A 25233-nucleotide genomic window follows, 5' to 3' on the forward strand; every position below is an offset into this window, starting at 1 on the left:
GTGCTCGAGGGCGACGGCAAGGTTGACTACCAATCGATCATGCGGGCGATGACCACCTTGCAGGCTGCCGGCATCGCCAGAATTGGTTTTGCTGCCGACCCGGAACTGCTCCAATCGCGAGGGTCGTGATGTCGGACTGGCCGCCACTGCTGATCCCGCACGCTCACGGCTGCTGACATGTGGGGCACGCGTAAAGATGTGGGCGTCGCCCTCGTCGCCGCCGTCCTGGGTCACATGGGCCTGGCGACGCTGCTGTTCGTCGGGCTTCCGTGGTTTCAGTCCGAGCCGCAGCCGGAACCGGTGGTCCAGGCGATGATCGTCACCGACGTCGAAGGGCGCCTGGGGCGCATCGAACGCGAGCGCAAGGATGCATCGGCCGCCCAGCGCGCTGAACAAGTGCGTCAAGAACGTGAGCGCGATGCGCAGGAGCGCCAGCGGCAGGCCGAGCAGGTCGCCGCGCAACGCGAGGCCGAGCGGGCGGAAGCACAAGCTATCGCGCGCCGTGAAGCCGAAGAGCAGGCGCGACAGCAGGCGCAGGAAGCCGCGCAACGCGCCGAGGAAGAACAAGCACAACGCGAGGCCGAAGCCGAGGCGAGACGTCAGGCAGAGGCCGCCGCCAAGGCTGAAGCCGACCGCAAGGCACGTGAGGAAGAAGCCAAGCGCAAGGCCGAAGAAGAACGCAAGCGCCAAGAGGAGGAAGAGCGGCGCAAGGCCGAAGAAGCCCGCAAGCGCAAGGAAGAAGAGGAACGTCGCAAGGCCGAGGAAGAGCGTAAGCGACAAGAGGAAGAAGCCCGTCGCAAGGCAGAAGAGGAACGCCAGCGCAAGGAGGCCGCGCGGCGCAAGCGAGAGGCCCAAGAGCAGGCCAGGCGTGAAGCCGCGTTGGCAGAGGCGATGGCGGCAGAGGAAAATGCGCGTGAACAGTCCGCGTTGGCGACGGTCCGGCAGGATTATGTGTTCAAGATCAAGCACAAGGTCGCGCAAAATTGGCTGCAACCTCCGGGGGTTAACGATGACTTTGAATGTCGGGTCAAGGTCCGTCAGCTGCCCGATGGCAGCGTCATTGATGTGCAAATCATGGATAGTTGCGGGAACACCGTGCTCGATGATTCCGTCATAAGAGCTGTCAACAAATCCGACCCGTTGCCGACGGGCGATTCGCGTGTCTTCGAAGAGACAGTGATATTCACATTCAAACCGCAGGACGGCTGATGAAGCGTTTTCTACTCCTGACCTGGCTGTTGCTCGCCGCCATTCCGGCCCGGGCCGACCTCAATATCGTGATCGACGAGGGCGTCTCCGGCGCCTTGCCGATTGCCGTGGTGCCGTTCAAGACCTCCGGGCAGCTGCCGGTCGACGTGACGGCTCTCGTGGCAGCGGACCTGAAGCGCAGCGGGCTGTTCGACCCGTTGCCGCAAGACCGCATGCTCGCCAAGCCCAGCCGTCCGGAAGATGTGCAGCTGCAGAACTGGCGCGCGGCTGATGTCGATAACCTGGTTGTCGGTGAGATTACCCAAGTGGAGGGCGGCTCCTACAACATCCGTTTTCATCTGATCGACGTGTACCGCGGAAAGCAAGTCATCGGCTATGACGTGCCCGCCACACAGAACGGACTGCGTTCCGGTGCGCACCGGGTTGCCGACTTCGTCTTTCAGGCACTCACCGGCCAGCGCGGCGTGTTCAATACGCGGATCGCCTATATCACGGCCAATGGTCAGCCCGGCCAACGCACGTTTGAGCTAATCGTCGCGGATGCGGACGGCCATGATCCACGGGCGGTTGTCCGCTCCGGCGAGCCGCTGATGTCCCCAGCGTGGTCGCCGGATCGCCGTAAGATGGCTTACGTGGCGTTTGATGATGGCGAGTCCGCTATTTTCATTCACGAACTGCGATCGGGCGTCGCTCGCGAGCTGGTTCGCAAGCCTGGGATCAACGGCGCGCCAGCCTGGTCGCCGGACGGCAGCAAGATCGCGGCCGCGCTGTCCTTTGGCGGCGATCCGGAGATCTACGTGATGAACGTGGACGGCACCGGCGAACGGCGGATCACCAATTCCTCCGCCATCGACACCGAGCCGACATGGTCGCCCGATGGCCAGAAAATTGCCTTCACGTCAGACCGTGGGGGGCAACCGCAAATCTACGAGGTCGACTTGGCCTCCGGGGACACGCGCAGGTTGACCTTCGAGGGCCGCAGCAATGCGCGGGCGCAGTATTCGCCTGACGGCAAAAACCTCATCTTGGTGAACCTGGATGAGCAGGGGTATCGTATTGGGGTTCAGGAGCTCGATACCCGCCAGATGCGTATCCTCAGTCGCGGTCCGCTGGACGAGAGTCCAAGCTTTGCGCCGAATGGGCGCGTTATCATGTATGCCCGTCAAGGTGGCCAGTTGGCGACCGCGACAACCGATGGACGTGTACGACAGACATTGAGTCAACAGGGAACTGTCCGTGAGCCCGCATGGTCTCCGTATCTGAATTAATCATGCTTCGGGCTGCGGCCCGAGCCCACGGACTGGACGCGGGGAATCAAGAGGATTCTTCACAATGAAAGGAATTACGATGCTCAAACCAATTGGCTTGATGGCCCTGACGGCGGTGGTACTCGCCGGATGCGCTAGCGGGGACGAAACGGCGCTGGATCAACCGGCGACGACCGAAACACAACCGGAAAGCTCGTTCACAACCGGCAGTGGCTCGTCTTATGGCGAAGCCGAAGCGCGTCGCCTCGAGGAGCAGCGTGCGGCTGAAGCGGAGGCTGCGGCCGAGCGCTCGGCGAATGCCTTGCGTAACGAACGCACCGTCTACTTCGAATTCGACAGTGCCGAGTTGACCTCGAGGGCTCGCGAGGTGATCCGCTCGCATGCCGACTATCTCGTCGCCAATCCAGGCACGCGGATTCGGCTCGAAGGGCACACCGATGAGCGTGGCACGCGCGAGTACAACATCGCCCTGGGCGAGCGCCGCGCCAAATCGGTAGAACGCGCGATGATGCTGCGAGGCGTTGCCCAGAATCAGATCAATGTCATCAGCTACGGCGAAGAAAGCCCCGTGAACCTCGAGCACACCGAGGAAGCCTGGGCCAAGAACCGCCGCGTCGTCATCAACTATCGATAATCAATGAAAGCACGTCATGCCGGCAGTCTCGCACTGCTCGCTGCCGGGACGCTGGTCACCGGTTGCGCAGGTTTCGGTTCGAACGAGCCCACACCCGAACAGCGTCGTCTGACAACGCTGGAACAGCGTGCCGAGCGCGTCGATCGCCGGCTCGAAAACCTGAATCTCGTCCAGGTTGCCGAGTCCGTGGACGGGGTTGAGGCCAAGCTGCGTGAACTGCGCGGCGAAATGGAGCGGCTCAACTACGAGCTAGAAGCATCGAAGCGGCGTGAGCGCCAGCTCTACCTCGATATCGACAAGCGGCTGCAACGCCTGGAGCAGTCCGGGGTTGGCGCGTTGGCCGGTGGTACGGATACCGATGGTTCGACCCAGGTCAGTGCGGCCGAAGTCGCCAGTGACCCGGAAATCCAGAAGGCCTATGTCTCGGCCTTCGATCTGCTCAAGGCCGGCAAATTCGACGCCGCAATCCGCTCATTCCGCAGCTTCCTGTCGTCCAACCCCTCCAGTGTCTATGCAGACAATGCACAGTACTGGCTGGGCGAGGCGTATTACGTCAAGCGTGAGTATGCGCCTGCCAAACAGGCATTCTCCGAAATGATGAGCCGCTACCCCGACAGCCCAAAGGTGCCGGATTCGCTGCTGAAGCTCGCCTACATCGACTATGAGCAGCAGCGCTACGCTGATGCCCGCAGTAAGCTGCAGCGCGTGCTCGAAGAGCATCCCAACGCGTCAGCGGCCAGTCTGGCCAGACAGCGACTCGACCGCATGGACCGGGAAGGGCACTAGTGGTGGCAGCGCCTGCGACCACAGCCCGGTCGCAGGAACTGCGGCTACGTATCACAGAGATCTTTCGCTCCATCCAGGGTGAAAGCACGCTGGTGGGGCTACCGACCACCTTTGTCCGCCTGACCGGTTGCCCGCTGCGCTGCGGCTACTGCGACACCGCCTATGCCTTTCAGGGCGGCGACTGGAAAAGCGGGTCGGACATCCTGCAAACGGTCGATGGCCTTGGTGTGCAGCACGTGTGCGTCACCGGGGGCGAGCCGCTGGCTCAGAAGCAGGCTCCGCAGCTACTTCAGATGCTCTGTGATGCCGGTTACACCGTCTCTCTGGAAACCAGCGGGGCCTTGCCCATCAATGTCATCGACCGGCGCGTGATGGTGGTCATGGACGTCAAGACACCCAGCTCCGGCGAATCCCACCGCAACCTGGCGGCCAATCGTAATGAGTTGAAACATGGCGATCAGGTGAAGTTTGTCGTCGGTGACCGCGCCGATTTCGAATGGGGTCTGGCCTGGCTGGGCGAGCAAGCCTTGTCCAATGGGGTGGAAGTGCTGTGGTCGCCCGTCTGGAATACCTTACCGCTGGCAGACCTTGCAGCCTGGGTATCAACGCCCGGTGTCCCCGGTCGCATGCAGATCCAGCTGCACAAGGTTATCTGGGGCGAGGAGCCCGGCCGATGAGTCGCCGCGCCGTGGTGCTGGTCTCTGGCGGGCTGGATTCGGCAACAACCTTGGCCATCGCCCGGCACGAGGGCTTTGCATGCTTCGGGCTGTCGGTCTCCTATGGTCAGAGGCATATTGCGGAGCTGAACGCCGCCGAGACGGTCTGCCGCACGATGGGCGCCGAGGAACACCGCGTGGTCTCGGTGGATCTGGGCAGCCTTGGCGGGTCAGCCCTGACTGATGCAGCGATCGATGTTCCGGTCCAACCGACCGAAGGTATTCCGGTGACCTATGTGCCGGCGCGCAACACCGTGATGCTGTCCATCGCGATGGGCTACGCGGAGGTACTCGGGGCCAGCGACGTCTTCCTGGGGGTTAACGCGGTGGATTATTCAGGGTATCCGGACTGCCGGCCGGAGTTCATCGACGCCTTCGCGGAACTCTCCCGGCTGGCGACCAAGCAGGGCGTCGAGACAGGGCAGGGGCTTGCAGTTCATGCCCCGCTGATCCGGCTCAGCAAAGCGGACATTATCCGCCGCGGCGTCGCCCTGGGCGTGGACTACGCGGCCACTGTCTCCTGTTACCAGGCGGACTCGCAGGGCCGCGCCTGTGGCCAGTGTGATTCTTGCCGGATTCGACGGGACGGGTTCGCGCAAGCGGGCGTCGAGGACCCAACCCTGTACCAGCCCGGCATGAACGGGTAGAATGCGCGCCCGCTACCGGGGATTCAGTGACGTCAGCCTGACCAACTCCGCGTAGACTTCCTTGCAGTCGCATGGGCCGCCTGGCCTGTCGCTCGGAATGGGTCGTTAGCTCAGTTGGTAGAGCATCGGGCTTTTAACCCGCTGGTCGTTGGTTCGAATCCAACACGACCCACCATTCTTCTCCTGCCGATCGACCACGCCTTCGCTTGCACATGCGCCGGCCTGTGTATGATCCGCGGCTGATCCCAGCCACGCACAAGCATGTTCGGACGACGCCGTAATCTCATTCGCGTACCGCGCGATTTGGCCACCGTGACGCGGGTGGATCAGGCGGCAGAGGCTGATCCGGCCTCGCTGGGCGTGAGCGACAAAGACGTGCGCCGCATCTGGTCCAGCATCGAACACCTGTATCGCGGAGGGACGCAGCCGTTTGTGTCGCTTGGGATCTGGCGTCGCGGCGAGTGTCTGATCAAGCGTTCGATCGGGCATGTCAGCGGCAATGCACCGGGCGATCCGGTCGGAGGGCGCGCCGTTGTTGGCACGCCGGACACCCCGGTCTGCCTGTTCTCGGCCTCCAAGGCGATCACGGCCGTGTTAATTCATCAGCTTGCGGAGCAGGGTTACCTGTCGCTGGAAGCGCCGGTAGCTGACTACGTGCCGGAGTTCGCCGCGCGGGGCAAGCACCGCGTGACTGTTTCGGAACTGCTGGCGCACCGAGGCGGTATTCCGCGCGTGCCGATGCGAAAGCCGGATCCGGCCATCCTGTTTGATTGGGACGCTGCCGTCGACATGCTTTGCCGGGCCAAACCGCTGCATCGTGGCGGCAAACAGGTGGCGTACCACGCGATCACCGGCGGCTTCATCCTGGGCGAAATCGCTCGGCGAGTCACCGGCCAAGAGCTGCGACCGCTACTGGATCAGGGCCTGCGCACACCGTTGGGACTGCGCCACTTCACCTACGGGATGGCGCCAAAGGACCGGCATGAACTGGCGCAAGATGCCTTTACCGGTCCGGTGCCGCCATGGCCCGTGGGGCTGATTGCGAAACGGGCGCTGGGCGTCCCGTTCGAAAAGGTGCCGTCGATATCCACCGATCCGCGCTTTATGGATGCGGTCATTCCCGCTGGCAATATCGTTGCCACGGCAGATGAGGTTTGCCGCTTTTACGCCATGTTGCTGCAGGACGGTGCCTGGCAGGGAACGCAGGTGCTGAAACCCGAGACGGCGCAGCGGATCCGCATGCCATCGGGGAATCGTCAGCTCGACAAGACGCTGATGGTGCCGGTGCGTTTTTCCGAAGGTCTGCTACTCGGCGACAACCCAATCGGGTTGTACGGACGTAACTGCAGCGACAGCTTCGGACATCTCGGGTTCATCAATATTCTGTGCTGGGGCGACCCCAAGCGTGATCTGGCCGTGAGTCTGTTGACGACAGGCAAGCCGGCGGTCTCGACACATTTGTACCAATTGGCCCGGGTCGTTTCGTCGATCAGCCGTATTCCGGACGCTTGAATTCGTCTGGTTACGCTGGCCTAGCGGGTGGTGAAGAACACGGCTCCGGCGAGTACGGCCAGCCAGGCCAGTCCCTTGATCAGGAAGAACAGGAAACCAGCTGCAAGCAGGGGCTTCAGCCATCGACGCACGCGCGTCGGCGGTGCGGACTCTGAGTCTGAGGTCTCCATCGCCAAGGATCTTAGCAAGAGTCCATGACAAGCGACTCAGTAGAACCCGGCGTTAAAAACCCCGATCCGCGCAGTGCGGATCGGGGCCGATCGATGCCAGGTTAAAGCGAGCCGAGGAACGCGATGCCGGCGAAGGCGAAGCCGGAGCAGGCGCCGGCTGAAGCGAGCAGGTCCGTGTAGTTGACGGTCTCCGAGCTTCCGCCGTCGGGTGTCAGCGTGACGGTGTCATCGCTGTTAAAGGTGACGGTCGCCGCCGAGCCGCCGCTGCTGATCTCGATCGTTCCGGAGGCGAACGGGCTCACGCTGCTACCCGCCGACTCGACCAGTGCGTCCGTGGTCGCAATCTCGGATTGCGCGTTGGCGCAGCCGGAGTCTGGCACCTGCGGCGTGATTGAGAAGCCGAAGGGACCATCGATGTAGCTTCCGCTGGCATCGGTGAACAGGCGGAACGGCGCATCCGCATGACCCAGGAAGCTGTTGAACGACCCCGTGGCCGTGACGTTCTGACCATTGGCCGTCGTGTCGACCGAATAGTCACCGTCAATGTTGAACTGCAGACGTTCGTCAAACTCGCCGACTGTCTCGTTCGATGACTCGTCCACCCGAACAAAGAAGCCGTAGTCGATGTCGAGCACGACGACGTTGCCCTGCTGCTCGGTATCGACGTGGTACGCGAAGCTGTAAGGCGCACTCGTGGATTCGCCCACCGACGCGTAGAACACTTCGGCATCACCATCTGTGACCTGGCCCGCTTCGGTCCGGCCGTCGATCACGAGGTAGTCGTTCGCGGTCTCGCCGCCGTCAATGTTGGCGTTCAGACGGCAGTTGTCGGCAATCTCGCCAGCGACGTCGAAGGTGGCGGCAGTGAATGGCGAACCCACCGCCTTGCCGGATTCGCTGAACTCGGACATTGAACCGCTATCGCATTCTCCGTTCTCCAGGGTCTTGCGTTGCGCATCCACGCCCACTGCCGTCCCGATCGAGTCGATGCCGCTGATGAGCTGGGCGAGGCTTCCGGCCTGGGCCCGAACAGTCGCCGGGTCGGAGAGGTCAGCCGAGCCCGTCACCGGGCCGCCGCCAGCGCCCCCAGCGTCGTCATCATCGTCGCTGCATGCGGCCAGCGACATGGCGACCAGTACCGCGGCCGTGATGTTCATCCATTTGTTCATTTTTGTGCTCCCGTCCAAAGGTTCGCGCATAGGGTTCGAACGCAAGGATCAGCGCTTGCCGAGGATAGACATACCCCCCAAACAAGGGGTGAAGGCATCCTGACCAATGTTTGCGGGGCGGCGTAAACAGATGACGCGCAGGCCGTTTCCCAGGAACTTTCGGCGTCTGGCGGGGACTGTTGTATCAGTCACCAACATTGCCGGCGTGGCATCGATGCTTCAGAAGCCGGCCCGTGTTCAAGGAAGAACGCATGAAAACGATGTTTCGATCCGTCGCCCGTCACCGGGTGCTGCTGGCCGGATTTGCCTTCGGTGTGCTGTTGGTCTCGACGCCCGCGCGATCGGCGCAGACCATCGGTAAGGCTCAGGTGTTCGACTACGCCTGGCTCAAGGGTCAGGCGCGTGCGTTGGCCGAGCAGGATTACGTGGATCATGAGGGCGAGATGCCGGAGCAGCTCAAATCGCTGAGCTGGGACGACTATCAGCAGCTGCGCTACGACAAGAAACACGCGTTGTGGCGCGATACCGATGCTTTGTTTCGAGGCGAACTATTCCATCTTGGGCTGTACTTCCAGACGCCCATCACCGTTTACCAACTAGAGGACGGGCAGGCGGAAGAGCTTGCCTATGATCGGGACCTGTTCGACTACGGCGAGTCGGGCGTGAAGGGCCGCAAGCTACCGAAGGATCTGGGGTTCGCTGGGTTCCGGTACCAGTTCCACTCCGATTGGCAGCGCGATGTGGTCGCTTTCCTGGGCGCCAGTTATTTCCGAGCGGTCGGCGCCGAGATGCAGTACGGCATGTCGGCTCGCGGTCTCGCGGTTGACACTGCGGTGCCGGAGGGCGAGGAGTTCCCGCTATTCACCCATTTCTGGCTGGAAACGCCCAAACCCGGTAGCGATACGGCGACCGTCTACGCGCTGCTCGACTCGCCCAGCGTGACCGGTGCTTATCGGTTCGACATCACGCCTGGGGAGACCCTCACGATGACCGTCGACGCAGCCATTTATCCGCGCCAATCGATCCACCGATTGGGCGTCGCCCCGCTGACCAGCATGTACATGATCGGGGAAAACAGCCGGCGAACACACTGGGACTGGCGCCCGGAGATCCATGACTCGGATGGCCTGCTCATGCACACCGGTGGCGGCGAGTGGATCTGGCGCCCGCTGGTGAATCCGGCCAACCTGCGGTTCAACGCTTATGCCGACGAGAACCCCAAGGGGTTCGGGTTGCTGCAACGTGATCAGGACTTCGATCACTACCAGGACGACGGCGTGTTCTACGATCGCCGCCCGGGCGTCTGGGTAGAGCCGATCCATGATTGGGGGCCGGGCAGCATCCAACTGGTCGAGATTCCGACCCTGGACGAAACCTTCGACAATATCGTCGCATTCTGGAACCCCGCGAAGCCGGTCGAAGCCGGGCAGGAACTGTTATTCAGTTACAAGCTGCATTGGGGCACTCAGCGAATCCTGCCGAGCAATCAGGCGCAGGTGGTCAACACCTTCACCGGTCTAGGCGGCGTTGTTGGGCAACGGCGCGAGTATTTCAGCCAACGCTTTGTCGTGGACTTCGCGGGCGGTTTGTTTCCGATGCTGGGCGGCGAGACGACCGTGGAGCCCGTCATTACGACCTCAGCTGGTCGCGTGGAGATCACATCGGCACGACCGCAACACGCCATCGACGGGTATCGGGCCATGTTTGATGTCGTCCCTCCTGACGGCTCTAGCGAACCGATCAACCTCAAGGTTTATCTCGCGATTGATGGCCGGCCCGTCACCGAAACCTGGGTTTATCAATGGACGCCGCCGCCCGCCGATCAACGGGATTTGCGTAACCCAGGTCATCTTTAGCCCGAGAGCGTCGTTCAGGGCGGCCAGTCGACTGTCCCGACACCATCACGCCGTCCCCCAGGTTGCGGGACCACCGTCCCAACCGACAGAATACGTGACGTGTCGCAGTGATGCGACGGGGGAGGGGGCGACCGAGTGAGCCATTCAACAGCGGTGACGGTTTGACCGTGGCCGTAAGGGTTTTCATTGCGCCAACGCTCGTTCTGGCGCTGTCGAAATGAAAAGTAAGATATCCATAGAGGACCTGGAAGCGCAGCGGGCGCGCGGCCACTATCGGCTCGCGTTCGTTCCTCAATTGGAAAACGCGTTCCGTGCCTACTATCTGCGGTTCATGCGTCGACATGTGATGGCAGCACAAATTGCCGCCACATCGCTGAGCCTGCTCGCCGTGTTCTTGGAACTTGTCGTCGTGCGGCCGCCACATACCGCGGAGCTACCGTTTCTTGCCGTCTTTGCGGTCGGGTTGCCGCTGACGATTGCCGCATCGGCGGTGTACCTGCGGGTCAATCAATCGTTACGGTGGTTGCCTGTCGTTAGTTCCGGGGTGATTCTCGGCGCGTTCGCCGCGACGTTTTATCTGGAAGCGGTTTATGCCCAGCTTGGGTTGGAGTATCGGTACCAGACCACGACGTTCGTACTGATCTTTGCATTTCTGCTGCTCGGATTAAGGTATTTCCAGGCACATGTACTCGCATTCGTTGGCCTGGCAGGTCTCGTCACGACCTACTGGCTGATTGAACTGCCCGCAGCGTTGTTCGCCCAGAAACTTTACAACTATATCGCTGTTGCAACCTTGGCCAGCACGGCAGGCTATCTTCAGGAATACATTGTTCGCAGCAACTTTCTCGACCGGGGGATTCGACGTCACCAGGCATTGCACGATGGTTTAACCGGATTGCTCAATCGTCATGGACTAGACGTACACAGCGACAAAACGTGGAGACACGCGCGCCGGCATCGAACGGTGGTCGCGGTGGCCGTATTCGATATTGACTGGTTCAAGCCCTACAACGATGAACTGGGTCACCCTGCCGGCGATGCCTGCCTGTCTCGTGTTGGGGCCTGCTTGCTTCAACACACCCGCCGACCGCTGGACAGCGCGGCCCGACTGGGCGGAGAGGAGTTCGCTGTCGTGTGGTACGAGGTCAATGAACAGTCCGCGATGAAGTTGGCGAACCGGTTCCGCATGGCGGTCGAAGCCCTCCGGATCGAACACCCGGCGCCCTGCGCCGAGTATGTGACGGTTAGCGGGGGCGTGACGGTGCTTGCCCCGGCCAGCGGACGGAGTTTGAATGCCGCGATTCTCGCAGCTGACACCGCGTTATACGAGGCCAAGCGAAACGGTCGAAATCGCGTCCATCTCGCGGCCGACGTGGTCAGGGAGTGGCCGGTTGAGTCCGCGACGGGTGGAGCAGAAGCCTGACGGTGTAGAAGCCGTGACCGACTAACGCCTACGGAACCGCCCGAGTCGCTGGCGTTTCCTGCGCGGTTAACGTCATGGCCTGCGCGCCAAAAATGATCATTCGGATCATCGTCACCATTTCGTCAGTGATGGCGGCTCTTTGCTCCGGACTGGCCTCGATGGCGGTACCGCCCAAGGCGAACACCAGACGAGTAATTGCCTTGGCAGCCAGTGCCGGCTCGGTGACCTGCTGTCCACGATCCTCTGCGAGCCGGACCAGGTCGACACATAGTTCGTCCTCGAAATACTGCAATTCGCGTTCGACCGCCTGCTTGTAGGAATCCGAACCGACGATGCCTTCGCACAGCAGCACATGGAGCAGCTTTGCATCGGACGCCAGTTGATCCATGAACACGGCCACGGATGGGCGGGTGACTTCCTGGGTCGCCGATACACGCAGGCGCGCCTCGCGGATGATCTGGCGCAGGCTTTGCCCGGCCATGTCGATTAACGCCACCGCCAGCTCATCCATGTCGTGGAAGTGCCGGTAAAAGCTGTTCGGAGCGATACCTGCTTCACGAGTGACCTCGCGCAGGCTTAGCGTGGAGACGCTGCGGTGGGGGCCGATCAGCCGCAATGCGGCATCGATGATGTCTTGTCGCGTAATCAAGGCCTTGCGTGCAGTAGCGGTGGGAGGCGAACTGGCCTCGGTCGCTGAGGAGTGTACCGCGCGAACCGTTTGCATCGGCGCCTGTCCGAATGGGAGATCGCGCCAGTATACATCTGTATAGACAGGCGTCTATACAGATGTATACTTCGCGTGCTTTCTCCACACTGCCGGATCGCTATCTGTCGATGACTACCATGACCTCGAGCCACACCGACTCCAATCACCCGCAGAACAAAGAGTCACTGCGGCCTTCGATCGTACCGTTTATCGGGCTGCACATCGCCTGTCTCGGCATTCTGTGGACGGGTTTCACGGTGGAGTCGCTGCTCCTCTGCGCCGCGCTCTATGTGGTTCGCGTGTTTGGAATCACCGCCGGTTATCACCGGCTATTGGCGCACCGCAGTTTCAAGGCCGGTCGGGTCACCCAGTTTCTGATCGTGATGGCCGGGGCAATGTCGCTGCAGCGTGGCCCGCTCTGGTGGGCCGCCAAGCATCGGGAACACCATCGCGATTCGGACACCCCCGCCGATGCGCACTCACCCCGCCATTTCGGCTTTATGGGCGCGCATATGGGCTGGATCTTCCGCCCACGTTACAAGGCCGACCTGAACTTGATCCGCGACTTTGCCCAGTATCCCGAGCTGCGTTGGCTGGAGAAGAACCAGTACCTGCCGGGCATGGCTCTGGGCGTAGCTTGCTACCTGTTGGGTGGCTGGGACGCATTCTTCGTCGGTTACTGCCTGAGCACGGTGCTGGTCTATCACGTGACCTTCATGATCAATTCGCTGGCTCACGTGTTCGGTCGCCAGCGGTTTCTGACCGGCGACGATTCTCGCAATAACGCCGTGCTGGCCGTGCTGGCGATGGGCGAGGGGTGGCATAACAACCATCACTATTACCCGAGCACCGCGCGTGCCGGATTCCGCTGGTACGAAATCGACATGACGTACTACGTGCTGTGGACGCTGTCGAAGTTCGGTCTGGTCTGGGATCTACGTCAGCCCCCGCAGTCCGTCCTGCGGGGCACCAAGGCGCCGACCACCCGCATCATCGATCAAACCGCCGGTCATCTCGCGTCGGCATTCTGCATGGATGAACTGAGTCAGCGGATTCGCACCGCCTGGGCCGACAGCCACCATATGGACGAACTCAAGCAGCGGGCGCGTCAGGCGCGGGAGAGCGTGGAAACTTACCTCGCCGATATTGACCTGCCACACCTGCCCACCATCGAGGAGCTGCGCGCGCTCGCCAGACGCAAATTCGCCGATGTTCCGGCGCTGGAGGATGTGGTGCAGCGGGCGCATGCCCGTCTGGTCGCCGGGGTAAGCGAGCGCCTCACCCGCGACCTGGTTCCGCAAACCGCCTGATCATCAGACCGAACGGGTACTGGACGGCCGGGCACCACGCTCGGCCGTTCTGCGTTGGGGTGCGATACTGGTGACGATCCCGCGTTCTGAAGCCGCCGGCCCTGGCGGATCGCTACATGTCCGAACCACCGTCCAGCAACCGGTTTGATGCCATCGTCATTGGCGGCGGCGCCGCAGGGTTGCTCTGTGCGATCACCGCCGGCGAACGTGGGCGGCGCGTATTGGTCATCGAGCATGCCAACCGTGTCGGCAAAAAAATCCTCATGTCCGGCGGTGGGCGCTGCAATTTCACCCACCTGGCTGCGACGCCCGCGCAGTACCTTTCCGGCAACCCGCATTTCTGCAAATCCGCGCTGGCGCGTTATACCCCCTGGGATTTTCTGGCCCGTGTGGATCGCCACCGCATCCCTTGGCATGAGAAAACACCGGGGCAGCTGTTCTGTGATCGTTCATCCAAGGACATCGTTGCCATGCTGCTTGCCGACGCGCAGGCCGCGGCGGTGCAAATCCGAACCGGATGCCGGGTCCATACAGTGGCTCGCGGTTCGCGATATCAAGTGGGCACCGACCAGGGTTGTTTCGAATCGGACTCGCTGGTGATCGCCACCGGCGGCCTGTCGATCCCGAAGATGGGCGCCACCGATTTCGGTCATCGGATTGCGCGCCAATTCGCCTTGCCGCTACGTCCGCTGCGTGCAGGCCTGGTGCCGTTCACGTTGCACCCGCCGGTGCTGGCGCACTGGGCAGAACTGTCTGGCGTATCCGCCGCCGTCCATGTCGAGGTCGACGCGGAAGACGGGCAGGAGCGGCCGGGTTTCTCCGAACAGATGCTGGTCACGCACCGTGGCCTGAGCGGTCCGGCGATGCTGCAGCTGTCGTCATACTGGCCGGATGGTGCGGCAATTAGCGTCAACTGGATGCCTGGTGAATCGGCCGAAGACTGGCTGGCGGCGCAGCGCAGCGACCACCCCCGCAGAAGCCTCCGGACCGTGTTGTCGGATCGTTTGAGCCAGCGTCTTGCGGTCCGGCTTTGCGAGCAACTGGATGAGCTCGGAATACCCACCGCGCAGTCCTTGGCGCAACTCACCCGCGAGCAAATGGATGGCATCACGGACTGCCTGCAATCCACCCGGTTCCGGCCCTCCGGCACGGAGGGCTACCGCACGGCCGAAGTCACCCTTGGCGGCGTCGATACACAGGCCCTGTCCTCAAAAACGATGGAGGCGCGTGCGGTGCCGGGCCTGTTCTTCATCGGCGAAGTGGTCGACGTCACCGGGTGGCTTGGTGGCTACAACTTTCAATGGGCCTGGGCCTCGGGCTGGGCAGCTGCTCAGGCGCTCTGAGCCGGGCTCGGACTGCCCCGCCGTTAGTTCAGCAGCCGGCGAGGGTGACCTCCAGCGGCCCGTCGCTCTCGATCACAAGCTCCGCCTCGCAAGAGACCCGTGCGCGCTCGGGATGCACGGTGACCGTCGCGATGTTCTGCGCCGTGATCACCAGACGATCTAGCGCGGGGGCATCGGCGCCTGGCGCCCAATCCACGGTTCGGCGGATGAATGGAGCCGGTTCGTGGTGACCGCCAGTGAGCACGCCCGTGCTCTGCTCGACGGCGCCCGCGACGGGCTCGGCGACACCGAATCCGTCCGAGCGTACGTCGATGGTCCCTCGTTCAAGCGTCGGATCACGCAAGCTGAGTGCGGAGAGCCAGTAGGCGTGATCGGCGATCAGGTCCACACGCGGTTCGTCTTCCAGCGGAGCCAACACATATGTCACGCGCATGGGGTCGCGTTCGACCGTGGCCGCTCCCACGGCATCGGCCATCGGGATGTAGTAATCGTTTGTAGACGGCGTCAGGTGGTCCCAGGTGGGAAACAGGTAACTATCGAAGCGGTAGCTCAAATCCGTGAGTGCTGTCACCGCCTCTTCGGTGGAGATCACCGGCTGCAACTCGTCCAGTAACGATGCCCACATCGTCACCGGCACGTTGCGCAACGATGCCAGCCGGGGCTCGGCATCGCCTGGGGCGGCCACGACAGGCGCGAGATACCCGAACAAATCCGGGTAACGCGGCGCCAGTCGATATGTTCCGATGCCGCCCATGGAGACGCCGCCCAGTGCGACCTGATCCGGATTGAGTCGGTAGTGCCGCGCGACATCCGCCCACACCTCGAACACATCGGCTTCGGCCACGTCGAAGTAGAAGCCGTCAGGCCCGCGTCCGGCCGGCGTGATGATGATGTGTCCGGCGCCCCGGTTGCCCAAATGCTCGGCGTGACGCGTGTTCAGGTATTGGTTGTAGTTCGCCGACAAGGCGTGCAACAGCACAGTCGTTCCAAAGCCAGTCGGCGGCTCGGGCAGCTCGGGAATGTAAAGAGAATAGGGCTGGAGTTGCCCCACCATCACGCCGTCGCAGGGGCGCGCGGCGCTGATCCCACCGCAGGCCTTGTCGTAGTCCGCCCCCTGACCAAAGCTGTAGCCGCTGGCGAGTATGCGGTTGATGTGGCCGCTAACAGGTACGCGGCTTTCGTCCAGCGTGCCGTCCCGCAATTTGGCAAAGTCGACCAGGGCGGAAAACGGACTGACATCGCCGATGGCGAGCGCGTCGGCCTGTTGTTTCTCGCGCCAGAACCGTGCCTGAATCTTCGCCAGTACGGCGGCATCGGCAATCGTGCGGCCTTCGCCGGTGGCGAACTCTGGCATCGGTTCATCGAAGCGAAAGCCCATGTTGAACAACGCGCTACCGAGTGGGCTTGAGCCCCCTGGGGTGTCGGTGGTCGCGATCGCACCGGGCTGGCGATAACGATGCGCCCCGGCGTCCCACAAACCGATACCGATCGCGATGCGGACGGCGTTGCGCCCCGGATTCCAACTCGAGTCCTCGACGCGCACGGTGATCTGGCGGCGGTGGGTGTCCACCGACACTGCCGGGGCGGGTGCGACCACACTGCTGTCGGCTGCATTCATCAGCCATGCCTGATCCGCCGCCACTGTCAGAAACCACTGCGCTGGCGAGCTAACACCGGCATCGAATGGCCACGAGACGGCACTTCCGTTGTCGCCCAGGGCGATCGTGAACGCAGTCAGCGTTGGATCAACCAGCGTGTTCAAGGTCACCCGGAACAGGGTCCCGCCATCGACCGGCTTGACCCGGAACTCGACCAAATCGGCCGCGTTGTTCGCAAAGGCGGTGTCCGTGGGGTAGGTCAGCGTCCCAGCCTTGGGCGAGAATAAAATCGAGTCGGGGCCTTGCGGATCAGTCGGATCCAAAACACCCAGCGCACCGTGGTCGTCGTACAACCAATCTTGATAGACGTACTCGCCGCAACGGTAGGCAGCGGCGCCCGAAATCAGAATCGGGGGCGCCTGCCAGGGAGCGATGTTCTCGAGTTGCGGCGCCGACGGTGGGTCAGCGTACAAAACGGAGGGTCCGGGTCGGGGCGTGACCTCGCCGGGCAGGGAGACGGATCGATAGTCCACGGCGCTTAAGCCACCGCAGACCGGGGTGGCGGCTGGTTCCATGAGTTGTGGGGCCGTACTGTCTCCGCAACCGGAGCCCGCCAGTATCGTGGCGAGTACTACGGCAACGGCCCCCAGCGGCATTGCGACTGTTTTCATTGTGTCTCCTGCGGCTCTACGGAGCCTGTTGGTATGGATGCCGTTCGTCACCGCGGTGCGAGCGGAATCGGCTTAGCGCGTCGAAATTTTCGGGCCGATCAGGCCGGATTCCAGATAATCGAAAAACTGTTCCTGTAGCCGGTCGGCCTGATGGCTTTCCGCCAAGGGGGATGCACCGAAAGGTGAGCGCCACAGATAACTGCGGTCGGCCAGGCCGTGGTACACGTTGGTCATCGTCATCAGCAGGCGAAGCTGCCGTGTCTCAACCGGTAGTCCGGAGAGTGTTGGTGCCAGCAAGGCCGACGCGCGGCCCAGCGGCTCGCGATGCAAGGCGGCAGACAAGTCCTGCCCGCTTGGTCCGAAATCCCAACTCAACCGGGCCGCGAAGCGTATGGCCGCTGTTCCGTACCCTTCGGCTTGCTGAAGCCCGAGCACCGGGTCGTAGAGCGCATGCAGCACGGCGCGCGGAGATGCGTCATCCATCAACTCCAGCGCCGTGAGCCCTTGTGACCAGCGAGGCTGCAACCATGCCCCCAAGGTATCGACGATGCCGGCCACCAAACCATCCCGGCCCCCGAAGTGGTAGTGCAGGGCGGATGCGTTGCTCGCGCCCGCGGCCTTCACGACTCGGCGCAACGCTACGGCGGACAAGCCTTCTTCGGCGAACATCCGCATCGCCTCGCGAATCAGCCGTTGCCGTGTCGACATGGCCTGCGGCTGTAGAACATGGACCTTGCTCATGCGACGGGATGGACGACGGCAGTCCCCGCGGGTCGGTGCGTTTGGCTCATGGTGGTCTCCTGCGGGTCGCGCATGTTCGAATCTGGTCGTTCGCCAGAATTAATTCATTTGAATTAATTGGCGCACAAACGTCAAGAATTTGTTAATTCAAAGGCCCGGAGGGTAGCCGTTGGTCCGGCCTGGTCCGCATTGGTCACGCGATGTGGATGGGTGCGAGCAGGAACCGATCACAACGCCAGCCACGTAAATCGATGACAATAGTTTGCTGTCGCCTCTCGCGAACTCGGCCCGTGGTCTCCAAAGGCTCAGAAATGCGCGAACCGGTCGATACCACCTGGAAAGCACCGTTGTTGCACCGTTGAGACTCATGGACGGAAGCCCACATTCGACTCAGGACATTGCTGCGATTGTCGCGGATCGGCGGATCACGCCAGTGTTTCAGCCGATTTATCAGGTGCGCGATGGCTCGGTGTTCGGGTACGAGGCGCTCACGCGTGGTCCGGTTGGGCCGTTGCACAACCCGGTGAATTTGTTCGCCGCCGCCGAAGCGCAGGGGCTGGAAGCCCAGCTCGATGCGCTATGCCGGACGGCCGCCGCGAACGAGTTTCGGCGCCAGGGGCTGCCGGGGGCGCTGTTCGTCAATGTGTCACCCCAGATCATCGTTGATCTTTGCGACCAGCGCGATGCCATTGTGCAAACCCTGCAGCAATGGGACATGCCTGCCAGCGCTGTCGTGGTGGAGATATCCGAGCGCCACCCCTTCGATCCTATCGATGCCATCGTCGATGCGATCCGGCATTTTTGCGAGGCAGGCTTTCGCTTCGCACTCGATGACCTCGGGGCCGGATATGCCGGGCTGCGTGTCTGGTCGGAACTGCGCCCCGCGTTCGTGAAGATGGATCGACACTTCGTGTCAGGCTGCGACCGCGATTCCGCCAAACGGGAGTTCCTGCGCTCGATCAAGGGCATGTCGAACTTTCTCGGATGCCAGGTGATTGCCGAGGGTATCGAGCGCGAGGAAGAGGCCGACGTGATTCGAAGCCTCGGTGTCGATCTGGCACAAGGCTTTCTGCTGTGCCGTCCCGAACCGGCACCGCCGATGACGGCGACCATGGTGTTTCAAGGCGGACGACGCGACGGCTTCGGCGCTGGGCTGACCTTTAACGAATCACTGGAACGCCTGGTCCAACCCAGTGCGACCGTCGCCCCGACCGACACCGCCGAGTCGGTGCTGGACCGCATTCGCGAATGGAAGGAGCTGCCCGATATCCCGGTCGTCGACGGTTCGTCGCCGTTGGGTTCGGTCAACCGGGTCAATCTGCTCGATCGCTTCTCGCGACGCTATACGCGTGAGTTGCACGGTCGCCGACCGATTCGCCACTTCATGGACGACCTGGCCCCGGTCTTTGAACTGTCGACCAGTATCGAAGAGGCCAGCCGTCAACTGTCATCAAACTCGCGCGACGTTCTGCCGTCCTGCGCGATCATCGTGGCGGACGGGCAATTCTGCGGTGTGGTGCCCACCACGGCACTGATGCGGCGTCTAAGCGAGGCGCAGATGCGGGCGGCGCGTTACAGCAATCCGCTGACCTTGCTGCCCGGCAACGTGCCCACGATGGAATTAATTCAGGAATTTCTGGACGCGGGCACTGCATTCCGGGTCGCCTACTGCGACCTCAACAACTTCAAGCCCTTCAATGATGTTTACGGCTATGCCATCGGCGACGAGGCACTGCGGCTGGTCGCCGAGATTCTCGCCGAACAGGTGGATGCGGATCTGGACTACATCGGCCATATCGGCGGCGATGACTTCGTCGTCGTCAGCCGTGACCCCGAGTTCGAGGCCACCGTGCATCGAATTGCGGCGGCGTTCGGTGAGCGGGTGCGCCGGCTCTACCGGCCCGAGCATGTTGCGATGGACGGCATCCTGGCCGTGGATCGCGCTGGCAACGAAGCGGTTTTTCCGCTGATGCGCCTGGCCATTGGTGTGGTCAAGCCCGACCCGGCGATGTGCGATTCTCACCACGACGTGGCCACCATGGCGGCCGACGCCAAGCACCACGCCAAGATGAACCCACCGGCGTATTTGTTCTTCTGCCGGCGGAACTCGCCGCGCTGCGTTGTCGAGGTGGGCGACGGCCCGGACGAGCCTCTTCATCTCTACAAGGTATGACCAAGGCATGACCAAGGGCTGCGGAACGGCGCTGCCGTGAACGGCCGCCTAGCGTAGAAGCGACATGCGGTGATCGCGTGACGGCTCAGCTCAGTCGTGGAGCCAGGCTCGGGCGGGTCTGCCGATCCTCAGTGGGGGTGAACGTCCGTACGAGGTGATCGGTGCCCAGACTCCCCGCGGAGCCGTGCGAGGCGCGATGAGCGGTGTCCAGACTTGCGTCGTCGGTGTCGGCGAAGGGCGCGAGGACGCTGCCCACGTTCCAGTGCTCGCCCTGGACGGCATCGCGGGTGATGTCGAGCAGCACAAAGCCATGCGCCGCGGAGTTGTGGTACGGAATATTCGGGTTCGCGCCCACGATGGCCGCGTTGTAGAGCGGCGCCAACGCCGCGAGCTGCTCGTCGTCGGCCAGATTGTTCGAGGTGACACTCATGCAGGTGAACTCGACCGCCACCGATCCCTGGCCGGTCAGCGGCTCGTAGCCCGGAACACCGGTCAGGGTCGGCGTGAGCGGGTTGAACGGCGTGTAGGGATCTTCCACGACATCACAGGCCCAGGCGGTGTGGATGTCGCCGGACAGCACGATGTTGTTGGCGATCTGCTCATCGCGCAACGTGCCGAGGATCAGGTCACGCTCGTAGCCGTAGGCGCCCCAGTTGTCGCTGCCTTCGTTCCCTCCGCCGGGTCGTATGCCGATGGATTCCGCGATCGCCGGTGGCAGGTAGGGCAGCGGCAGCACGGTCGGGTCCGGGTTATTGCGATGGGGCGCCATCATGGTCTGCTGGCCGAGCACCCGCCATCGCCGGTTGCCGCTCACAGAGTCGCGGAGTCCATCAAGCAGCCAGTCCCGCTGTTCCAGGCCCAGCATGCTGCGGGCCGGGTCGAAACTGTCGGTGCCAGTGATTGAGGTGTCCGTCTCTGGCGTGTTGCGCTGGAGTCGCGTGTCCAGCATGAACAAATCGACCAGATCTCCAAACTGGAAGCGGCGCCAGATCTTCAACGGATTGTCGGGTTCAGGCAGGCGGATCGGCAGCCATTCGGCGTAGGCCTGCACGGCGTTGGCCTTGCGGACCTGCCAGTCGCCTTCGGTCTCCGGCTGATGGTTCTGAGCGCCGTCTATCCACGAATTGTTCGTCGATTCATGATCATCCCAGACCACGATCAACGGGTGCTGACGGCTCATTTCCTGGAGGTCGCCATCGGTCCGGTACTGCGCGTGGCGCTGGCGGTAGTCGTCCAGACTGACGATCTCGTAGGCCGGTTCGTGGGCGCGTCCAAGCGAGCCGGCGCCACCACCTTCGTAGAAATAGTCACCGACGTGCAGCACGGCATCGACATCCCGTTGCGCCAGCACCTTGTAGGCATTGAAATAGCCGGTGGAGTAGTTCGAGCAGCTGACCAACCCTAGGCGGACACGATCTGTGGCGCCCGTTGGTAGCGTTCGGGTACGGCCTGCGGGCGACGCCCAACCCAATACCTCGAACTGATAGTAATAGCTGGTTGCGGGGTTCAGTCCGGCGGCGTCGACCTTGACGGTCCAGTCGCAAGCCGCATCGGTTTGCACGGTGCCGCTCAACATCTCGCGTGTCAGGTCCGCATCGGAATAAACCCTCCAGCGTACCGTGACCGTGTCGACGACTTCCGATATCCGGGTCCACAGCATCACGCGGTCACTCAGCGGATCACCGCTGGCCACGCCGTGCTTGAAAGGCGAGGTGGCCGGCGGGTCCGGTTGTGCTGCCGGGTCATCCGGAGACGGGCTCCGGGACAGCGATTCCTCGGACGCGCAGCCAATCAGGCCACCAGACGACAAACCGGCCGCAATGGCGGTGCCATCCTTCAGAAAACGACGACGGGTGATGGACATGGCAGGGTCTCGAAGCGGGGGGCTAGTGGACCCGGCCAAGCTGCTGCCGTATCAGCCGACAGGCTTTCTTGACCCCCGGAACGCCCGCGCCGGACTCGTTCCCAGCCGGCGAACTGCCGCAGGCAGACACGACGGAATCAGCGACGATGGCGGTCGCACGCAAGGCAAGATGCATTGGATGAGCCCAGTAAAAAAGCGGCCGAATCCTATGCCGGGCGTGTGACATCCATGTGTCGGCGGGCGCTGCGGCAGCGCCTACGATGGTCGGTGGTCAGTCTTCGAGTTTGGCGTCCATGGTGATGGCCGGCTTGAGCGCCTTGGAGATCGGGCAGCCGCTTTTGGCGGCGTTGGCGGCTTGCAAGAAGTCGTCCTCGCTGGCACCAGGCACCTTGGCGGTCACATCGAGATGAATCTTGGTGACGGCGAATGCACCGTCGGCCTGTTCCAGGGTCACGGTCGCTTGGGTGTCGATGGATTCGGGCGTCAGATCAGACTGGCCCAGGATCATGGACAGGGCCATTGAAAAGCAGCCGGCGTGGGCCGCGCCGATCAGCTCTTCCGGGTTCGTGCCTTGACCGTCTTCGAAGCGGGTCCCGAAAGAATACTGGGTGTCGTCGAGGACACCACTGGCGGTTGAGATGACGCCATTGCCTTCCTTGAGGCTGCCGTTCCAGCGGGCGGTTGCTGTGCGTTTCATGTGAACTCCTTGTCATGGAAACCAGTGGGACGCGGTCCACCGCGCCCAGTCCTGCGACTGTCGCAACCGCAGCTTGGTTCAGTGTAGCTCCTCGGAGTGGTCTTGATCGGCTCCCAAGATCTGCCCGTGTCGACCCTGGCCGGCGGTGAACCGACGCGCGCCGGCAAGCGTCTCGCCAGAGGCCAATGTGTCCAGCCCCAGGGCAAACTCATGCCGCAGCGCATCGGATTCGTCCAGCGCCCATTGCTCCAGTGCGCTGCGGCGGTCGTTGCGCATGCATTGTTGGGGCAGCAACGCCAGTTCGCCAGCCAGCCGCTTGGCGGCGTCCAGCGCCTGTCCGGAGGGCACGATGCGGTTGGCGAGCCCGATGCTGTAGGCCTCCCGCGCGTCCACCGTGCGACCGGTCAAGATCATGTCCATCGCGCGCCCATGACCAATCAACCGGGGCAGACGGACGGTACCGCCGTCAATCAGCGGGACGCCGAATCGCCGGCAATAGACGCCGAACACCGCGGTCTCGGCCGCCACCCGTAAATCACACCACAGGGCGAGTTCCAGGCCGCCCGCCACGGCATGGCCTTCCACCGCCGCGATGACCGGCTTGTCCAAGCGCATGCGGGAGACCCCCATTGGCGCGTCGCCATCGGCCTCCATGCGGTTGGAGCGGGCGGGGTCCTGGCTTTGCACGGCTTTCAGGTCAGCGCCGGCACAGAAGGCACCGGCCGCGCCGGTCAGAATGGCGACGCTGAGCGTCGGGTCGGCGTCGAATCGGCGAAACGCATCGGCGAGCGCCGCTGCCGTCGGGCCATCCACACAGTTGCGGACGTCGGGGCGGTTGATGGTGACGATCAGCGTTGTCCCGTCGACCTCTTCCAGCACCAGGTTGGACGCTGTCGTCATGGGAGCTCCGGTTGCGGCAGCACCGACCGGCCCGAGGCGGCCGCCAGCACCGCAGCATAGCCTGGTGGCGCGGTGATCCGATGGCGCTCGCGCAACATGCGATGCAGTCGAGGTAGCCGGTAGTAGGGCACGGATGCCATGAAATGATGCTCCAGATGGTAGTTGACGTGCATCGGCGCCACGGTGATCCGCGCAAGCCAGCCGGCGCGGGTCGTGCGGGTATTGGTTCGAATGTCAGGACCGCCCGGCAGCATGGCGTGCTCGGCAATCGAGCGAATGCGGACGAACACCGGAAAGCTGCACATGAACGCCGCGACCCACAGCCCGTAGAGCCACCCGTGCCCCAGCCCGATCAGAACGGCGGCCAGCAGAGCGTTGGTGATTAGCACACCCATCGCATTGCGCAGGAAGCGTTGTGGATAACTCCACCACCGGCGGCCTGTTTGCGGCAATCGTTCGACCGAATTCGCCACGGTCCAACGCAGCACGCCGGCGTCCATCAGCGCCAGGCCCAGAACAACCCGCAACATGGTCAGCCCTGACATGTCGCGCAGCAGCTTGCGTGCGAAGCCGGCCCGAGTCGACGGATAGCTCCGATACAGCGAGACATCTGGATCGTCCGCCAGACCTGCGTGCTTGTGATGCCGGTTGTGGTGCGATCGATACTTGCCCACGTGTTGCCAGATCGGACGTGCGCAAAGCCAGTCGGTGAGGTGATCGTTGAGCCAGCGATGCCGAAACAGCGTGCGATGCGCCGCCTCATGCTCCAGCACCGCCAACGCCAGCTGGCGATTGCCGAGATAGATCACCGCGAGCAACCAGACGATGGGGTGGGGCATCACCACACAGACCGCCAGCGTCGCCGCAATGCTCAACCACACCGTGCTGATCGCCAGGAATCCGCGCGCGTTCGATCGCCGGGTGAGCGTGGCGATTTCCTCGCGGCTGAACCAGTCGGTGGGTCGAAGACGGTCGGCGGACTGATGCATGAGCGAATCCTCAGGAGGCAATGGCGGCATCGGCATGCGGTGCACGTAGCTGCCAGATGGTCTGGCCCAGTCGGTCGAAGCGCAGCGCCAGATCGGTGAAGTCCGAACGCAGCTGCGTATCGATCATGGCGCCGGGCAGCAGCGGATCGAAAACGAGTTCACGGATGGCGCGATCGCCCAGCCAATACGATTCGCGCGCAGCCTGATCGTGATCCAGCCGATGCCGCGTGGCGCTCCAAGTCTGCAGGCGGTCGATCTGCTCCCGGTACCGCGCTTCCAGACGGCGTGGTGTCCAAAGCTTCGGGGCTGCGGCGACCCGAGCGTCGTCCAGGTTATCGGTGCTGAACACGGCGGCGGCCGGGTCCAGCCCCAGGCCGTATAGCCGCCGGCGGATCGCCGATAAGTCGTCCGCCAGGTTGTCGGGGCGGATCGCCAGACCCGGCTCCAGCTCGCGCAAGCCGAGCAGGTTCAGAGCGCGCTCCCGGACACGCAGCGCTGCGCGGTCGGACCGGGGCAGCGCACCCGTGTGCACCACGATCCAACCGCCGGCCCAGGCACGTACCCGCGCTTCCCCGGACCGCCACCGAGCGACATCCGCTGCCAGTGGACGAGCCGCCTGTCCGAGCCGGTATTCACCGCGGCCGATTGCCTCGACCAGACCGGCTTCACGCAGGCGGGTCAGGGCGGTGCGTGCACTGTTGTCCGTCGCACCCAGCAGCGCGCAGGCGCTTACCAGCGTCTGGCTCGTCTGTGCTTGGCCTTCGGTGGCCAGCAGAATCTTGAGAATGACGTCCTTGGGACGCGCGTTTTTGTCGGACTGCACCTGTGCGCTCGGATCTCGCTGAGAGCAC

The 25233-nt window shown here is 63.0% G+C and carries 21 protein-coding genes and 1 tRNA gene; 13 read left to right on the plus strand and 9 right to left on the minus strand.

Annotated elements, in window-relative coordinates; all coding sequences use genetic code 11:
* Nucleotides 1–177: 177 nt before the first annotated feature.
* The 8 genes from tolA (at nucleotide 178) to ACE1EY_RS02150 (ending at nucleotide 6772) form a co-directional block, all read left to right on the plus strand.
* Complete coding sequence (gene tolA, locus ACE1EY_RS02115; protein WP_291513584.1) at nucleotides 178–1209, plus strand: cell envelope integrity protein TolA; 1032 nt, start codon at nucleotides 178–180, stop codon at nucleotides 1207–1209.
* Complete coding sequence (gene tolB, locus ACE1EY_RS02120) at nucleotides 1209–2477, plus strand: Tol-Pal system beta propeller repeat protein TolB (RefSeq protein ID WP_370299338.1); 1269 nt, start codon at nucleotides 1209–1211, stop codon at nucleotides 2475–2477. Before tolA ends, tolB begins: the two co-directional genes overlap by 1 nt.
* Nucleotides 2478–2556: 79 nt before the next feature.
* Complete coding sequence (pal, locus tag ACE1EY_RS02125; protein ID WP_291513586.1) at nucleotides 2557–3111, plus strand: peptidoglycan-associated lipoprotein Pal; 555 nt, start codon at nucleotides 2557–2559, stop codon at nucleotides 3109–3111.
* A gap of 3 nt (nucleotides 3112–3114) precedes the next feature.
* Nucleotides 3115–3897, plus strand: a complete 783-nt coding sequence (gene ybgF / locus ACE1EY_RS02130) for a tol-pal system protein YbgF (protein WP_370299340.1) — start codon at nucleotides 3115–3117, stop codon at nucleotides 3895–3897.
* Nucleotides 3897–4574, plus strand: a complete 678-nt coding sequence (queE, locus tag ACE1EY_RS02135; protein WP_291513588.1) for a 7-carboxy-7-deazaguanine synthase QueE — start codon at nucleotides 3897–3899, stop codon at nucleotides 4572–4574. The genes ybgF and queE overlap by 1 nt, the downstream gene beginning before the upstream one ends.
* Nucleotides 4571–5260 (plus strand): 7-cyano-7-deazaguanine synthase QueC, encoded by a 690-nt coding sequence (queC, locus tag ACE1EY_RS02140; protein WP_370299341.1) that lies wholly within the window; start codon nucleotides 4571–4573, stop codon nucleotides 5258–5260. The genes queE and queC overlap by 4 nt, the downstream gene beginning before the upstream one ends.
* Before the next feature lie 99 nt (nucleotides 5261–5359).
* Nucleotides 5360–5435, plus strand: a tRNA-Lys gene (locus ACE1EY_RS02145).
* Between the two features lie 86 nt (nucleotides 5436–5521).
* Nucleotides 5522–6772 carry a serine hydrolase domain-containing protein gene (locus ACE1EY_RS02150; RefSeq protein WP_291513591.1) on the plus strand — a complete coding sequence of 417 codons (1251 nt, stop codon included), beginning with the start codon at nucleotides 5522–5524 and terminating at the stop codon, nucleotides 6770–6772.
* Between the two features lie 271 nt (nucleotides 6773–7043).
* On the opposite strand, the gene ACE1EY_RS02155 is transcribed toward ACE1EY_RS02150, so the two are convergent.
* Nucleotides 7044–8111 (minus strand): hypothetical protein, encoded by a 1068-nt coding sequence (locus ACE1EY_RS02155; RefSeq protein ID WP_291513592.1) that lies wholly within the window; start codon nucleotides 8109–8111, stop codon nucleotides 7044–7046.
* 251 nt (nucleotides 8112–8362) lie between these two features.
* Here ACE1EY_RS02155 and ACE1EY_RS02160 point away from each other — a divergent pair, with 251 nt between their 5' ends.
* Both ACE1EY_RS02160 and ACE1EY_RS02165 read left to right on the plus strand, forming a co-directional pair.
* Complete coding sequence (locus ACE1EY_RS02160; protein WP_291513593.1) at nucleotides 8363–9967, plus strand: glucan biosynthesis protein D; 1605 nt, start codon at nucleotides 8363–8365, stop codon at nucleotides 9965–9967.
* A gap of 346 nt (nucleotides 9968–10313) precedes the next feature.
* On the plus strand, nucleotides 10314–11390 hold the full coding sequence (locus tag ACE1EY_RS02165) for a diguanylate cyclase (RefSeq protein ID WP_370299342.1): 1077 nt from the start codon (nucleotides 10314–10316) through the stop codon (nucleotides 11388–11390).
* 28 nt (nucleotides 11391–11418) lie between these two features.
* Here the strand turns inward: ACE1EY_RS02165 and fabR are convergent, their stop codons facing one another.
* Nucleotides 11419–12039, minus strand: a complete 621-nt coding sequence (gene fabR / locus ACE1EY_RS02170) for an HTH-type transcriptional repressor FabR (RefSeq protein ID WP_291513595.1) — start codon at nucleotides 12037–12039, stop codon at nucleotides 11419–11421.
* A 194-nt stretch (nucleotides 12040–12233) separates the two neighbouring features.
* Here fabR and ACE1EY_RS02175 point away from each other — a divergent pair, with 194 nt between their 5' ends.
* Together ACE1EY_RS02175 and ACE1EY_RS02180 are read left to right on the plus strand one after the other, a co-directional pair.
* On the plus strand, nucleotides 12234–13406 hold the full coding sequence (locus ACE1EY_RS02175) for an acyl-CoA desaturase (protein WP_370299343.1): 1173 nt from the start codon (nucleotides 12234–12236) through the stop codon (nucleotides 13404–13406).
* A gap of 116 nt (nucleotides 13407–13522) precedes the next feature.
* Nucleotides 13523–14749 carry an NAD(P)/FAD-dependent oxidoreductase gene (locus ACE1EY_RS02180; RefSeq protein WP_370299344.1) on the plus strand — a complete coding sequence of 409 codons (1227 nt, stop codon included), beginning with the start codon at nucleotides 13523–13525 and terminating at the stop codon, nucleotides 14747–14749.
* A gap of 28 nt (nucleotides 14750–14777) precedes the next feature.
* On the opposite strand, the gene ACE1EY_RS02185 is transcribed toward ACE1EY_RS02180, so the two are convergent.
* Nucleotides 14778–17018 carry a hypothetical protein gene (locus ACE1EY_RS02185; protein WP_370299345.1) on the minus strand — a complete coding sequence of 747 codons (2241 nt, stop codon included), beginning with the start codon at nucleotides 17016–17018 and terminating at the stop codon, nucleotides 14778–14780.
* A 72-nt stretch (nucleotides 17019–17090) separates the two neighbouring features.
* Nucleotides 17091–17726: a TetR/AcrR family transcriptional regulator gene (locus ACE1EY_RS02190; protein ID WP_291513599.1), complete on the minus strand. Its 636-nt coding sequence runs from the start codon at nucleotides 17724–17726 to the stop codon at nucleotides 17091–17093.
* Between the two features lie 400 nt (nucleotides 17727–18126).
* Here ACE1EY_RS02190 and ACE1EY_RS02195 point away from each other — a divergent pair, with 400 nt between their 5' ends.
* A complete protein-coding gene (locus ACE1EY_RS02195; RefSeq protein ID WP_370299347.1) occupies nucleotides 18127–19932 on the plus strand; it encodes an EAL domain-containing protein in 1806 nt (601 codons plus the stop codon).
* Between the two features lie 85 nt (nucleotides 19933–20017).
* Here the strand turns inward: ACE1EY_RS02195 and ACE1EY_RS02200 are convergent, their stop codons facing one another.
* The 5 genes from ACE1EY_RS02200 to ACE1EY_RS02220 all read right to left on the minus strand — a co-directional run bounded on the left by ACE1EY_RS02200 (nucleotide 20018) and on the right by ACE1EY_RS02220 (nucleotide 25205).
* A complete protein-coding gene (locus tag ACE1EY_RS02200; RefSeq protein WP_370299348.1) occupies nucleotides 20018–21796 on the minus strand; it encodes an alkaline phosphatase in 1779 nt (592 codons plus the stop codon).
* Between the two features lie 271 nt (nucleotides 21797–22067).
* On the minus strand, nucleotides 22068–22493 hold the full coding sequence (locus tag ACE1EY_RS02205) for an OsmC family protein (RefSeq protein ID WP_291513602.1): 426 nt from the start codon (nucleotides 22491–22493) through the stop codon (nucleotides 22068–22070).
* A gap of 78 nt (nucleotides 22494–22571) precedes the next feature.
* Complete coding sequence (locus tag ACE1EY_RS02210) at nucleotides 22572–23393, minus strand: crotonase/enoyl-CoA hydratase family protein (RefSeq protein WP_370299349.1); 822 nt, start codon at nucleotides 23391–23393, stop codon at nucleotides 22572–22574.
* Nucleotides 23390–24382 (minus strand): fatty acid desaturase family protein, encoded by a 993-nt coding sequence (locus tag ACE1EY_RS02215; RefSeq protein WP_370299350.1) that lies wholly within the window; start codon nucleotides 24380–24382, stop codon nucleotides 23390–23392. Before ACE1EY_RS02215 ends, ACE1EY_RS02210 begins: the two co-directional genes overlap by 4 nt.
* Nucleotides 24383–24392: 10 nt before the next feature.
* Nucleotides 24393–25205 (minus strand): hypothetical protein, encoded by an 813-nt coding sequence (locus tag ACE1EY_RS02220; RefSeq protein WP_370299351.1) that lies wholly within the window; start codon nucleotides 25203–25205, stop codon nucleotides 24393–24395.
* Nucleotides 25206–25233: the final 28 nt, after the last annotated feature.

Source organism: Abyssibacter sp., assembly GCF_964229365.1.
In the GTDB taxonomy this organism is placed as follows: domain Bacteria; phylum Pseudomonadota; class Gammaproteobacteria; order Nevskiales; family OUC007; genus Abyssibacter.

What these genes read in the sequence shown, in the direction of transcription:
- tolA (WP_291513584.1), top strand. Translation starts at nt 178, where the DNA reads ATGTGGGGCACGCGTAAAGATGTGGGCGTCGCCCTCGTCGCCGCCGTC.
- tolB (WP_370299338.1), top strand. Translation starts at nt 1,209, where the DNA reads ATGAAGCGTTTTCTACTCCTGACCTGGCTGTTGCTCGCCGCCATTCCG.
- pal (WP_291513586.1), top strand. Translation starts at nt 2,557, where the DNA reads ATGCTCAAACCAATTGGCTTGATGGCCCTGACGGCGGTGGTACTCGCC.
- ybgF (WP_370299340.1), top strand. Translation starts at nt 3,115, where the DNA reads ATGAAAGCACGTCATGCCGGCAGTCTCGCACTGCTCGCTGCCGGGACG.
- queC (WP_370299341.1), top strand. Translation starts at nt 4,571, where the DNA reads ATGAGTCGCCGCGCCGTGGTGCTGGTCTCTGGCGGGCTGGATTCGGCA.
- ACE1EY_RS02150 (WP_291513591.1), top strand. Translation starts at nt 5,522, where the DNA reads ATGTTCGGACGACGCCGTAATCTCATTCGCGTACCGCGCGATTTGGCC.
- ACE1EY_RS02155 (WP_291513592.1), bottom strand. Translation starts at nt 8,111, where the DNA reads ATGAACAAATGGATGAACATCACGGCCGCGGTACTGGTCGCCATGTCG.
- ACE1EY_RS02160 (WP_291513593.1), top strand. Translation starts at nt 8,363, where the DNA reads ATGAAAACGATGTTTCGATCCGTCGCCCGTCACCGGGTGCTGCTGGCC.
- ACE1EY_RS02165 (WP_370299342.1), top strand. Translation starts at nt 10,314, where the DNA reads ATGGCAGCACAAATTGCCGCCACATCGCTGAGCCTGCTCGCCGTGTTC.
- ACE1EY_RS02175 (WP_370299343.1), top strand. Translation starts at nt 12,234, where the DNA reads ATGACCTCGAGCCACACCGACTCCAATCACCCGCAGAACAAAGAGTCA.
- ACE1EY_RS02180 (WP_370299344.1), top strand. Translation starts at nt 13,523, where the DNA reads ATGTCCGAACCACCGTCCAGCAACCGGTTTGATGCCATCGTCATTGGC.
- ACE1EY_RS02185 (WP_370299345.1), bottom strand. Translation starts at nt 17,018, where the DNA reads ATGAAAACAGTCGCAATGCCGCTGGGGGCCGTTGCCGTAGTACTCGCC.
- ACE1EY_RS02190 (WP_291513599.1), bottom strand. Translation starts at nt 17,726, where the DNA reads ATGTCGACACGGCAACGGCTGATTCGCGAGGCGATGCGGATGTTCGCC.
- ACE1EY_RS02195 (WP_370299347.1), top strand. Translation starts at nt 18,127, where the DNA reads ATGGACGGAAGCCCACATTCGACTCAGGACATTGCTGCGATTGTCGCG.
- ACE1EY_RS02200 (WP_370299348.1), bottom strand. Translation starts at nt 21,796, where the DNA reads ATGTCCATCACCCGTCGTCGTTTTCTGAAGGATGGCACCGCCATTGCG.
- ACE1EY_RS02205 (WP_291513602.1), bottom strand. Translation starts at nt 22,493, where the DNA reads ATGAAACGCACAGCAACCGCCCGCTGGAACGGCAGCCTCAAGGAAGGC.
- ACE1EY_RS02210 (WP_370299349.1), bottom strand. Translation starts at nt 23,393, where the DNA reads ATGACGACAGCGTCCAACCTGGTGCTGGAAGAGGTCGACGGGACAACG.
- ACE1EY_RS02215 (WP_370299350.1), bottom strand. Translation starts at nt 24,382, where the DNA reads ATGCATCAGTCCGCCGACCGTCTTCGACCCACCGACTGGTTCAGCCGC.